This window comes from Candidatus Nucleicultrix amoebiphila FS5 (assembly GCF_002117145.1).
Taxonomy (GTDB): Bacteria; Pseudomonadota; Alphaproteobacteria; order Caedimonadales; family Nucleicultricaceae; genus Nucleicultrix; species Nucleicultrix amoebiphila.
On sequence record NZ_CP008743.1, the window covers coordinates 969,849 to 982,515 of the forward strand.

General features: G+C 40.3%; 12 protein-coding genes. 4 read left to right on the top strand and 8 right to left on the bottom strand.

Annotated features, from left to right (window positions below; genetic code table 11):
- On the bottom strand, nt 1-579 hold the full coding sequence (locus tag GQ61_RS04700) for a helix-turn-helix domain-containing protein (RefSeq protein ID WP_085784205.1): 579 nt from the start codon (nt 577-579) through the stop codon (nt 1-3).
- Nucleotides 580-721: 142 nt separating this feature from the next.
- Between GQ61_RS04700 and GQ61_RS04705 the strand changes: the two genes are divergently transcribed.
- Nucleotides 722-1,930, top strand: coding sequence for a multidrug effflux MFS transporter (locus GQ61_RS04705; protein ID WP_085784206.1), 1,209 nt, complete (start codon nt 722-724; stop codon nt 1,928-1,930).
- A gap of 1 nt (nt 1,931) precedes the next feature.
- Here GQ61_RS04705 and GQ61_RS04710 read toward each other — a convergent pair whose 3' ends face one another.
- The 5 genes from GQ61_RS04710 to ileS are packed head-to-tail and all read right to left on the bottom strand — an operon-like array spanning nt 1,932 to nt 8,481.
- Nucleotides 1,932-3,284 (bottom strand): M16 family metallopeptidase, encoded by a 1,353-nt coding sequence (locus GQ61_RS04710; RefSeq protein ID WP_085784207.1) that lies wholly within the window; start codon nt 3,282-3,284, stop codon nt 1,932-1,934.
- A gap of 9 nt (nt 3,285-3,293) precedes the next feature.
- Nucleotides 3,294-4,622, bottom strand: coding sequence for a M16 family metallopeptidase (locus GQ61_RS04715; RefSeq protein WP_085784208.1), 1,329 nt, complete (start codon nt 4,620-4,622; stop codon nt 3,294-3,296).
- 5 nt (nt 4,623-4,627) lie between these two features.
- Nucleotides 4,628-5,197, bottom strand: coding sequence for a DUF3035 domain-containing protein (locus tag GQ61_RS04720; protein WP_085784209.1), 570 nt, complete (start codon nt 5,195-5,197; stop codon nt 4,628-4,630).
- A complete protein-coding gene (lspA, locus tag GQ61_RS04725; protein ID WP_085784210.1) occupies nt 5,194-5,679 on the bottom strand; it encodes a signal peptidase II in 486 nt (161 codons plus the stop codon). Before lspA ends, GQ61_RS04720 begins: the two co-directional genes overlap by 4 nt.
- Nucleotides 5,680-8,481, bottom strand: coding sequence for an isoleucine--tRNA ligase (ileS, locus tag GQ61_RS04730; RefSeq protein ID WP_085784211.1), 2,802 nt, complete (start codon nt 8,479-8,481; stop codon nt 5,680-5,682).
- Between the two features lie 223 nt (nt 8,482-8,704).
- Here ileS and greA point away from each other — a divergent pair, with 223 nt between their 5' ends.
- The 3 genes from greA to GQ61_RS04745 all read left to right on the top strand — a co-directional run bounded on the left by greA (nt 8,705) and on the right by GQ61_RS04745 (nt 10,433).
- Complete coding sequence (greA, locus tag GQ61_RS04735) at nt 8,705-9,178, top strand: transcription elongation factor GreA (RefSeq protein WP_085784212.1); 474 nt, start codon at nt 8,705-8,707, stop codon at nt 9,176-9,178.
- 8 nt (nt 9,179-9,186) lie between these two features.
- A complete protein-coding gene (locus GQ61_RS04740; RefSeq protein ID WP_085784213.1) occupies nt 9,187-10,143 on the top strand; it encodes a mitochondrial fission ELM1 family protein in 957 nt (318 codons plus the stop codon).
- 86 nt (nt 10,144-10,229) lie between these two features.
- Nucleotides 10,230-10,433: a hypothetical protein gene (locus GQ61_RS04745; RefSeq protein ID WP_085784214.1), complete on the top strand. Its 204-nt coding sequence runs from the start codon at nt 10,230-10,232 to the stop codon at nt 10,431-10,433.
- 37 nt (nt 10,434-10,470) lie between these two features.
- Here the strand turns inward: GQ61_RS04745 and rsmA are convergent, their stop codons facing one another.
- The gene (gene rsmA, locus GQ61_RS04750) at nt 10,471-11,319 is read right to left on the bottom strand and encodes a 16S rRNA (adenine(1518)-N(6)/adenine(1519)-N(6))-dimethyltransferase RsmA (RefSeq protein ID WP_085784215.1); all 849 of its coding nucleotides are present in this window, start codon (nt 11,317-11,319) and stop codon (nt 10,471-10,473) included.
- A gap of 10 nt (nt 11,320-11,329) precedes the next feature.
- A complete protein-coding gene (locus tag GQ61_RS04755) occupies nt 11,330-12,592 on the bottom strand; it encodes a peptidylprolyl isomerase (protein ID WP_085784216.1) in 1,263 nt (420 codons plus the stop codon).
- Nucleotides 12,593-12,667: the final 75 nt, after the last annotated feature.

Here is a 12,667-nt window from a genome sequence, read left to right on the forward strand (position 1 = left end):
TTATAATTCCACGATTTTTTTGTCTTGCTTACTCGCTAAAACAATAACACTCAATGCCATTGCTGAGCCACGTCCAGTATTATGATAAGAGTGGCGTCTATCACCTGGAAATGCTAACACATCCCCTTCTTCCATAACAAACTCATCACCCTCCACAAACACAGTAATTTGTCCCTTAAGGCAAGTAAAATATTCTCTTGTCCCTGACAGATGAGGGCTTCCTTTTAAAACAGATTTTGGTTGCCATTGTATACGTTCGATTTGCATCCCCTGTATTGGATCGGGTAGTAATTTATATACAAGGCATCCTCCTTGATCTCGCTTGAAAAATGCGACATCTTTTGCTTTTATATGCGTACAATTAGGACGATTTTTCGCAACCAACTCTTCTACGCTTACATTTAGGGCTGACGCTAGTTTTATTAAATTCATTAAAGAGGGATTCCCATGCCCTGATTCAAGATGTGTCACCGTTGAACGCGGTAATCCTGCAGCTTTAGCAAGAGAATCTTGTGTCATCGCTCTACTTTTGCGTAAAGAAATAATTTTATCAGCCATATTTTTAGATATATTGTGCATATTAGCCTATATTATAAAGAAGGATTCATTTTGGACTAATATATTGTCATTTTGGGGACAAATGAACAAGGTTATACCCCTCCTTGATTCATTCATGTTAAGTACCCATATGGAATGAAAAGCTAACAAGAGGCCTATATAAATGTTTTCAGGAGTTTTATCGTTACCTGTCATCGTGATGATGGCCATGGCTGTCTCAGTGTTTGCTTTTGACCTTTACGTTCCAAGCATGCCTTTGATGGGCGACTATTTTAACTGTTCGCGTGAAACGATTCAGTTAACATTAACTGCTGGTATTACTGGCTCAAGCCTCTTTACTCTTATCTTAGGCCCAATCTCAGACGCGATTGGACGGCGAAAGATTATGGTTGCTTTTCAGTTTATATTTTTTGCAGCGTCTCTCATATGCGCTCTTGCTCCAAGCGTTGAAGTGCTCATTATTGCCCGGTTTTTTCAAGGTATGGGAGGATCTGCAGCCTCAGTACTATCATTCGCCATTTTTGCAGAGATTTTTGATCATAAAAAGGCCGCTGTTTATATGGCCTATCTTACAACCACGATTACGGTTTCACTCGTTTTAGCGCCCATGTTTGGCGGGTATATTGCTGCTCACTATTCTTGGCAAATGAACTTCCTGTTCTTGGCCTTTATTAGCTCAATTGCTTTTCTGTTATTGTATTTTAACTTGCCTGAAACCCTTAAAGAATCAAAGACTCTTTCCTTCAAATCGGTGATGACAGTCTACTGGGATATTATAAGCAATAAGGATTTTCATTTTATGTCCTTTGTCCCATCCTTAATGATTGGCGGGTTCGTGGGATTCATCGCCACTGCCGTATTCTATTTCGTAAACGTTTTAAGTATTAGTCCCGGCCATTATGGCCTCTATCAAGCGGGCATTATGTTCTTCAATGCCCTTTTCAGCTATCTAGCAGGGAAAGCTATCAGAGCCTTTAGTTTAGTCACAACAGCGACGATTGGTATGATCCTCTTTGCCTTAGGTGGTTTGTCCTTTTGGGCGACAACCTCTTTAGGTTTATCATCTCCCATTTTGTTGTCAGCTTGTTTTTCTCTTTATGGGGCTGGCCTTGGCTTTGCTTTTGCAGCCATTACGGCTGAAAACATGGCGTTATTTCCCAAAAACTCTGGAGCAACATCGGCAGTCATTGGGTTTACAAGGGGTACAATCATTTCTTTTAGCGTCTGGATTACAGGTAAAATTTATGCAGGCACGATGGTTCCTGTTGGAATTTTTATTCTCATCGCAACGATTCTGTGCATGAGCGTTTATTTTTTACGCATTCACAAAAGGATGCATGATGCAGCAGAAGCACGCGAGCACTCTGAATAAGCTATTGATGACCCTTAAGGGGTGTTAGATCCTGTGGCTTACCCACAACAACAAAAGTTAAGCCCTCAGGTTTGAAAAACTCTTTAGCAAAGGCGTTCACTTCCTCTAAGTTCAAGGAACGAATTTCTTTTTCTCGACGGACAATATAGTCCTTATCAAATCCATATAATAAATAGCTTTGCAAAACCCCAGAAATGCTTCCTGAGGACGTAAAATTAAGAGGATAGCCTCCTATAAGATTAGTCTTTGCATCTTCGAGTTCTTGACTCGTAATGCCTTTGTCACGAATCTTCGCCCATTCTTCTTTTAAAACTTTAATAGCCTCTGCAACATGCGCATTATCTGAAGCCATTTGTCCGGAGATAAGGTCTGCTAGCTGATAATTTTGAGAACCTAAACTTAAAGTATAAATCAATCCTCTTTTAACGCGTATTTCTTGGAGCAATCGTGAAGGTAAACCATCCCCTAATATCTGGAGTAGCACTTGTACCTTACGAAAATTTTTATCGGTGATAGGAAGCCCCTTTTGAGAAAAAACGACCGTACTCTGAGGGTGAGCACTCTCAATGATTTGAAGTGAACCATCAATATTTAATTGAGCAGGCTGAAATTTTTCTTTATGAGGATTTTCTATTGGAAGCTCTCCAAAAACGTCATCCAAAAGCACTGCTAATTCCCGAGCCGTAATAGCTCCACAAACCCCCACCATAAGGCGATCACGTGTTAAATTTTGTTTGCCAAAATTCTTAATGTCTTCAAGAGTAATTCTTTTGATGGACGTTTCAGATCCAGATTCATCTCGATGATAAGGATGAGAACCAAAGACCACATTATCAAGAGCTTTATTCGCGATAAACTCTGGACGTTTTCTTAAGTTTGGCAGATGAGCCAAATATCTAGATTTAACTTTATTAAATTCTTCTTGACCGAAACGAGGATGATAGAGAACTTCCTTTAAAACCTGCAGTGCTTCTTTTTTGTGTTCAATCGTTGTTCTGAACATCCCTACTAAATAATCTTCGCTCGAATTAAAGGAAAGATTAATAGCCTTGTCTTGCAACACTGCATCAAACTGTTCAGTATTATACGGACCAGCCCCCTCTATAAGCATACTTAAAAAAAGTTTTTCCGTTCCTTCTTTACCGTTTTGATCATAACGACTTCCAGCTTCCAATCCAAAATTCATGGTTAGTATGGGCAAGGTATGATCTTCGACAAGCCACGCTTTTATCCCTTTAGGAGAGATTACTTCTTGAATCTTTATTTGTTCTGCAATCTCCGCCGTCGCTGATATGGGCATATGCAAAATACATAGGATACTGAAAAAAATAAGAAGTAAACGCGCCTTTATCATTTTTATATTCTAGTTCCTCTTGGCTTCGGGTAAAAGATACCCCTTTAATTTCTGTTTACTTAGAAAGATTGTTTTTAAGGCTTTGTTGACTTGTTCTGTGGTCACAGCTTTAATGCGTTCTGGCCACGCTTCAATCTCTTCAATAGTTTGCCCAACACAAAAAGCGCCGCCAAATTCAGAGGCCCCACTCAAGGCATTATCTCTCAGATAAACAAGCTTCGCGAGCATCCTCTCTTTTGCTTTTTCAACTTCCTCTTTGGTAACACCTTCATGGAGAAATTTCTCTATCTCGTGAATCACAGCTTTTTCAAGGCTCTCAAGAGTATGACCTGGATTCGGTGATGTCGTGAGATACACATGTCCTAATTGACGACTATAGATATTATAAACAAACGAAATTCCAGCAGCAATTTTCTTGCCTTCAACTAAAGACTTGTAAAGTTTGCTTGTGGCTCCTTCACTCAAAAGAAAATCCAAAACTTGAATGGCATAAGCCATGTCTTTGTCATCTTTAAAATTTGGCGCTGGATAGAGAAAAACCATAGAAGGTTGAACAACGTCTTTAGAGTAAACTGTTATCGTTTGTTCAACGTCTCCATGGGATGGTTCTTTGAGCCAGTTTCGTTCTGGCACAGGTCTGCTTGGAATTTTCCCATAATATTTTTTTGCAAGCTTTTTGACCTCATCAACAGTCACCGCACCAGCAACAATAAGCACTGCGTTATTAGGCGCATACCATTTTTTGTGAAATTCTCTGGCTGCTTCTGGCGTCAAATCTTTAATGTCATTTTCAAAACCAATAGCCGGTCTGCCATAGGGATGTCGCCAATACCAGACCGCTGAAACACTTTCAAAAAGACGTCCAAACGGGTTCATTTCATAACGCATGCGGCGTTCTTCTAAGACCACATCTTTTTCTGGCAAAGCTTGCTCATCAAGAATTGTCAGCTTTTCCATGCGTTCTGATTCAAGGCGCATTACTGTTTCCAGCTGATCAGCAGCAACAATTTCATAATAATTCGTAAAATCATAGGATGTTGACGCATTAAACGATCCGCCAATCCGATTCATAATTTGATCCATTTCTGCAGAGGCAGTCTCTTTCGGTCCTTTGAACATTAAATGCTCAAGATAGTGCGCGAGTCCCACAGATGTTTCAGGATCATCCGCAGAACCTACCTTATACCAAACCATGTGAGAGACGACTGGCGCACGATGATTTTCTAACACCACAACGCTCAGCCCGTTATCAAGCTGAAATGTTTTAGGATTAAAAAGACCAGCCCATGCTGTAACAGCTTCAAAAAAACAAAGTGTAAAAAGAATCAAACGTAACACTTATTTTATTCCCCAGAATCTTTTTGCGCAGATGGATTTTGTTGCTTCATAACCCCCTCATCTTGCAGTCTTTTTTGTTCTTCAACAGGATTTATAACATCCCCTGGATCTTTTTTTCTCTTTTTGAGAAATGCAATGTTGTCGACGATTGGATTAGATAATTCTGAGGCTTCTTTTGCTGCCTCTTGATTCACTTCACTGCGAATCCCCTCTTCCCCTGAGCCAATTTGATTCATAAAAGCATCTTCACCTACCGTTGATGGTGATAATTTTTCTTCTGAAACAATTTCCTCGCTTCCTAACCCAGTTTGAGACTTCTCTCCTTTAAACACCAACTGTTCAGCTTTTTGCTGCGGTGTCAGTTCTTGAGGTCTAGGAGCTCCGGGTTTTGGCGGTCTTAAGTTATAATCAGGAGGCATATGTAAAGGTGCACGACTCACAACACGAAAAGCATCCGGTTGCTTTCTTTCATACCCCAACGCTCTTCTTGTTTCATCGCAGGCTGTTAGACCTAAAGCCATACTAACACCAACTAAAGCTGTTGAAACTCGCATTAAATTCAATCCCTTTTTCATGAACGCTCTCCTTTCGGATAAAGAAAACTATCTAACAAAACAAAAAACACACCAACACTTATACCCATATCAGCCACATTAAACGCTGGAAATGAAAACTGATGCCAATGAAAATAGAAAAAATCTGTCACTGCACCAAAACGTATGCGATCAACTGCATTGCCAATAGCACCCCCAATAATTAATCCCAACCCCAACGATAAGGTCCACGTTTTCACACGTAACAGCCAAATAAATAAGGCAATGGAAACCCCAAAAGCAATGCCGCTTAAAAAAACTGAAATATCAATCTTTAACGAATTGAGCATGCCAAAACTAACGCCGCGATTCCATACTAAAACTAAATCAAAAACTGGCAATACACGAATAACTTCCGCTGCATTAATAAATTTTAAAACCAGCTGTTTGCTTACCTGATCAAGGATGCAAGTGAACACGGCCACAAACAAACCAAAATTTAAAAATTTTCCGCGTCCAATCATTTAAGCCCCCCTTATTGAGTGCACAACATCATCACAACGCAAACAAAGATCTAAGGTTTTCCCTTGCCCTACTTCCGGCAGTACCTTCCAACATCTTTGACACTTCTCACCTTTTGCGACTTCAACGATCACCCCTAAATCGGGAGTATCAGTCGTTGTGTAAGCACCTTCAGGAGCCTCCTCTAATTTTCTCTCTATGGTTGAAACAATGCCCAACTCAGAATAATCCACCCCATCGAGAAGGTTATTGTTCTTATCATATACCACGAGATGCGCTTGTAAGCTTGAACCAATCAGCCCTTTAGCACGGGCTTCTTCCAAAGCACCTGTTAAACATTTTCTTTGCAAACGCAGTTTCTCAAAACGTTCACTTAAAGATACATTTTTCCAACTGTCCAACACTTTCGGAAAAGTTCTTAAGTGGATACTTTCCTCACTTGAGTCATGGGTAAGCCACGCCTCTTCTGTCGTAAAACATAAGAGCGGAGCCAGCCAATGGGTCAAATGATGAAACAGTGTATACATCACCCAGCGTGTTGCTTTCCTTTTGTCATCATTGGGATGATCACAATAAAGGGAATCTTTACGAATATCAAAGTAGAAGGCTGAGAGATCCACAGCGCAAAACGCATGCAATTGATTATAAAATCCCTGGTAATCATAAGCTTCAATGCTTTTTTTATGTAATTGGTCTAGTTCCTGCAAACGATGTAAGACCCATTTTTCCAGATCAGGCAGCAGCTCGTAACCGACTTTCTCTTGTGCAGAGTATCCAGATAGAGCGCCCAAGAGATAACGCAATGTATTTCTAAATCGTCTATAAAGATCTTGAAGATGTTTGAGAATCTCTGGCCCAACGCGCAAGTCATCACGATAATCGACAAATGCTGTCCACAATCGTAAAATTTCAACACCCATGTTATCTGCAACTTCCATGGGAAAAACGCCATTCCCTAAGGATTTGGACATCTTACGACCTTGTTCATCCACAACAAATCCGTGAGTGACAACAGCTTTAAAAGGTGCAATTCCGCGCGTTCCACACGCGACGAGCAAAGACTTTTGAAACCAACCACGATGCTGGTCAGATCCTTCCAAGTAAAGGTCAGCCGGCATCGCAAGGTCTTCACGATCTTCGAGAACAAATCCAAAAGTTGATCCTGAATCAAACCACACGTCTAGAATATCACGCACTGGCTCATAATCCTTAGGATTATAGTTTGGCGTCAAAAATCTTTCCTCAATGCCTGCTTCAAACCAAATATCACACCCTTCTTCTTTAAAGGCTTTTAAAATACGCTCATTCACTTGATCATCGATAAGAGGCTTTCCGGTACTTTTCTCGACAAACAACGCTAAAGGAACCCCCCACACTCTTTGGCGAGAAACACACCAATCTGGACTCTGTTCCACCATAGCACGAATACGATTTTTGGACTGAGAGGGGAACCAAGAAACCTTTTCAATTTCTTCTAAAGATTTTTCTCTTAACTTATTTTTCTCTAAACCAATAAACCATTGAGGTGTAGCACGATAAATAAGAGGCGCCTTAGAACGCCATGAATGTGGATAGCTATGAGTAATAACGCTTTCAGCAACCAAATTTCCTGATTCTTTTAGTGTCTCAATAATCAGTGGATTTACTTTATAAACGTGGTGACCCGCAAAAATCGGCACCTTTTCACTAAAGTATCCATCATCTTTGACCGTTTCCGGTATTTCCAAATTAAATTTTTTCCCGATCTCAAAGTCTTCCAAGCCATGACTTGGAGCCGTATGTACAAAGCCTGTACCAACATCTGTTGTCACATGATCACCAGGCAAAAGAGGCACAAGGAAGTCATAGCCTTTCCCATAAAAAGGATGGGCAATTTTAATTTCTTTTAAATCTTCAGGGTTAACCGGTTGACTGAGACTATAACGGGTAATTTTAGTTGATGACACAAAGGCTTCTACAAGTTCACCTGACAAGAGGAATTTTTCACTAACTCTCGCAAGACTCCCTTCCCCTATTTCTTCAACGACAAGCGTCACATAGGAAACTTCTGGACCATAAGCAACCGCTCTGTTGCCAGGCAAGCTCCAAGGAGTTGTCGTCCAAATAACAATAGAGACTCCTTTGAAAGCTTCACTCTTTGTCTCTATGATCGGAAAGCGTACATATATAGAGGGAGATTGACGGTCTTGATACTCAATTTCAGCCTCAGCCATTGCCGTTTTTTCAACAACAGACCACATAACTGGCTTATAACCTTTATATAATCCACCATTTTTAAGGAATTTAAACAACTCACCAGTGATAGAAGCTTCCGCTGAATAATCCATCGTAATGTAAGGATGATTTAAATCAGCGAGAATACCCATGCGGCGCGTCTCTTCTCGCTGCACATCAATCCAATGCTGAGCAAAATCACGGCATTCCTTACGAAATTGACCTACGGGGACTTCATCTTTAGCTTTTTTCTGCTTTTGATATTTTTCTTCGATTTTCCATTCAATAGGCAGACCATGACAATCCCATCCTGGGACAAAGGGCGCATCTTTTCCTGACATTTGCTGTGTTCTCACCACAATATCTTTAAAGATACCCGTAAAAGCGTGTCCTATATGAAAATGGCCATTGGCATAAGGTGGTCCAGCGTGCAAAACAAATTTTTCACGCCCCTGACTCATTGATCTTAATTTTTTGTAAAGGTTCATATCCTGCCAACGCTTCACCCACTCTGGCTCGCGCTTAGCAAGGTCTCCTTTCATAGGAAAGGCTGTGTTTGGTAAGAATATGGTGTCCTTATAATCGCTCATAAGAAAAAAGGGCCTCTTTATCTCAATATTATGTGATGTGTTACACCAACTTGCCTAAGACTTCTATATAAATTATTTTCAACTCATATTAGAATCACCCTTGAAAGGTCAAAAGACCTGATTATGTCTTACATGTAATATTACCATTGCATCCCATAACTGCATGGTATAATAAGCTACGGCTTTGTTTTGTTTTGAGTTGTTATTTTAAGTGAGTTTGCCCATGGAAAAATTACCCATGACTGTTGATGGATTTGAGCGTCTTAAGCAAGAACTCAGCCATTTAAAGAAAGTTGAACGTCAAGCCGTGATTAAAGCGATTGCTGATGCGCGCGCTCTCGGAGATCTGTCTGAGAATGCCGAATACCACGCCGCTCGCGAAAAGCAGGGCTTTATTGAAGGACGTATTACCGAATTAGAAAGCAAAATAGCTCGGGCTGAAGTTATCGACATTAGTAAACTTACAGGTACAACCGTTAAATTTGGTGCTAGCGTTACTCTTTACGATGAAGATACTGAACAAGAAACCACCTATCAAATCATGGGTATCGATGAGGCTGACATTAGTAAAGGTCTTCTTTCTATTTCTTCTCCTCTCGCCAAAGCACTGATTGGAAAAGATATAGGTGATCGCGTTGAAGTACGTACCCCTAATGGCAGTAAAGGGTATGAAATCCTTAAAGTTATCTTTAAGTAGGAGACGCCATGTCCCCAAAGACGTGTTGGATTGTCTATGATGGGGATAAGATCGGTACGCGCAATCAGGCCCTTGGTCTAGCGACTGCTCTGGGGGTAGAGGCTCATTTAAAACCTGTTTATGCTAAGTTTCCATGGTCTATTTTACCTTCTTGTTTTTGGCCATTACCGTTACGTTCTTTGTCTAAGAGAAGTGCTTCACTCGATAAACCCTGGCCCGATCTTATAATTGCTGGCGGACGACAATCCGCCGCACCCGCTGCAGAAATTCGTAAACTCAATCGAGGCAAAACTAAGGTCATTCAAATCCTCAACCCTTATCTACCCTTTCAATCTTTTGATGCGGTCATTGTCCCTAAACATGACAATTTATCGGGCTCAAATGTGATTGAGATAACCGGCGCCCTCCACGGTCTCACAGACGAAAAATTGAAAAATGCCCATGGGGATTTTAAAAATATTTTCAAGAATATCCCCCACCCTTTAATGGGCGTACTCATTGGAGGAAGTAATTCTTGCTATACTCTTGATCAAAAGGTTATGAACAAACTTGTTAAAGCATTACGGGATCTCCATAAAAAAATGGGGGTAAGTTTTGCAATTACTGTTTCTAGAAGAACATCTTCTTCATGTTATAAGCTTTTACAAAGGGGCCTTACTGATATCCCCCACTATCTTTGGGATAATACAGGGAATAACCCCTATCTAGGCATTTTAGCTCATTCAGACGCTCTTTTAGTGACTGCTGATAGTATTTCTATGACGGCAGAAGCTTGCTTCACAGGAAAACCTGTTTACATCTATGAACTCCCAGGAGGTTCTGCAAAATTTAAGCGTTTTCACCAAAATTTGTATCAAAACGATCATGCCCGCCCTTTTGAAGAAAATTTAAAAGCTTGGACCCCCGTAAAACTAGAAGAAAAAGTTCAAACATTAAAAAAACTAATCTCCCTCTTAAACAATTAGAAGAATCGTTTACACGTTTTTAACCTTTTATTTGTAACATAATACTGTTGCATATTGTGTTTATTAACAATCTCAGGGAGATTATTATGAAGAACGTTCTCATTGCCTTAGCGGTATTATTTACCGTATCAGTTGCTTCCCCATCAGTAGAAGCTGGCTTTCTGTCCTCACTCAAAAGCGCTGGATCGAAAATTCTGAAAACTGCTGGGGCTGTTGTATCGAATAAAGATGTTCAAAGCGCCGTGATAAAAGCTGGAAAAACAGCATTAACAGGCGCAGCTGTGATGTAAGTAGTAAGCCTACAGATAAAATTAAGCGTTTGAAGCTTTAAAAGCCCCGATAAACGGGGCTTTTTTTATAATAAGATGCGATGCGACAGAATTCCTCTAACGTTAATTCTTCAGCACGACACTGGGGATTGATATTGAGGTCCAATAAAACTTTTTCAACATCTTCAAAAGCCGCCTTTAAGCTTGACCGAAGCATTTTACGTCTCTGACCAAATCCTAATTTCGTTATTTCTTCGAGGGCCTCCCTATCACAGGGAAATCTTGGTTTCTTTAAAGGAACAAGTTGCACAACACTCGAAGTAACTTTGGGGGCCGGAACAAAAACCGATGGAGGTAAATCAAAAAGAATCTTAGGGTCTGTCAACCATTGCACGATTACCGCAAGACGGCCATAGTCCTTTGTTTTAGGCTTAGCCACCAATCGTTTTGCCACTTCTTTTTGAAACATAAGTGTCATCGCACAAAAATTGTGAGCGTGCTTAAGCCATCCAAAAAGCAAAGGGGTAGCAATGTTATAAGGAAGATTAGCGACAATTTGACGGGGAGCTTCACCAAGTGTGTGGATATCAACAGCCAATGCATCTCCCTCAATAACCCTTAAATGACCTTGAGATGCTGTTTTTAGATCGTGAAGCGCTTGAATCGCTCGCGGGTCCTGTTCAATGGCAATAATATTTTGCGCTCCACACTCTAAAAGAGCGCGCGTCAGCCCCCCAGGACCAGGACCGATTTCAATTATCGTTCCTTTATCCAAATTAGGAGCCGATTTTGCAATTTTGCGTGTAACGTTTAGATCTAAAATAAAATTTTGACCTAAGGATTTCTTCGCATTGAGTTCATGGATTTTAATGACTTCCCGTAAAGGGGGAAGAAAACTTAAATCCATCACTAGCTCACTAAATCCTTATGTCTATAAAAGAAGCACGGCGCAAATTGCGTAACTCTCGTTCCGATAAAAGATTCAATTTTTTATCAACCAACATGGCACGCATATCATCCCGGCTCAATTTTTTAGGGTCAATTTCCTTTTTTTCGCAAACCATAAAGCTGACAATACCAATATCAGAAGGAATCGGGTCAGTTGCTTGTTCGACTTCTACTTTTGACAGTATGTCCTTTAGTTGGGGCATTAAGGAATTAAAGGGTATTTCTTTCATTTCTTGTAACTTCAATTTTTTGTTCCCCGATGCGATTTTCCCGTACAAACCACAACTACGAGCAGAACCACTAAGAGACTTCATCGTATTCATTGCCGACTGAAAATCTCGTTCTGAGTGTATTTCAGAAACAGGATAAAGCACTTGCTTAAAGGAAATAAGTGTTTGCTTACCAGGGCTTTCCCCCGCTTCACGATGATCTCTTAACATAAGAATATAATAACCATTTTGACCACGCACAGGTTCCTCAGTGATCTCACCCGGATGTAGTGATTCCAGAGCATTCTTTAAAGAATCTTCAAGCATACTACGTCTTACCCAACCAATATCGCCACCTTGTGCAGCGCTTGCTGCATTAGAAAACTGCTGAGCTAACATGGAAAAACGCGCTCCTTGTTTCATATTAGTAACAAGTTCACGCGCTTGATTTTTAACCTGATCATCTTGATCTGGAGATTCAACAGACAAGAAAATCTCACCAATAAGGTCCTGGGGTTCAGCTATGGATTGTTCTTGCTCTTGAAGACCTCTATCAATCTCGGAATCACCAATTTGAACTGTTGAGTGAAAACGTTCACGAATATACTCTTGCCATGACAAGTTAGCTTTGATTTGATTTTGCATGGTCTCTACAGGGATGTCGTTTTCAACCAAAATGGCTTTAAGATACCCTGGCTCCATATTGTTACTACGTTCAATACTCGTGAAAGCTAAATCGATATTTTCCTTTGGAATCTGAATCTCAAATTTCTCAGCTTCCTGTAGTTTTAACTCTTCATCGATCATCGTTTTAAGAATCTGAGACTTGAGCTGATCACGAATCTCTTGAGTAAGCTCCATTCCCGATGACAAGACTGCTAATTTTAATCGAGATTCCAGATCAGCTTCTGAAATCATCTTCTTGTTCACAACGGCCGCCATACGAATTGTATCTTGAGCGCTAACGTTGGTAGATAAAAGAAATCCTGCGAGAAGGATAAAAAAGGTGTTGATCAATTTCATGAGTAAAAATCCAAAATCATCTTAATTATGGGGTCGTATGATACTTAGTTAACACTATATCTCTTTAAGATGTAA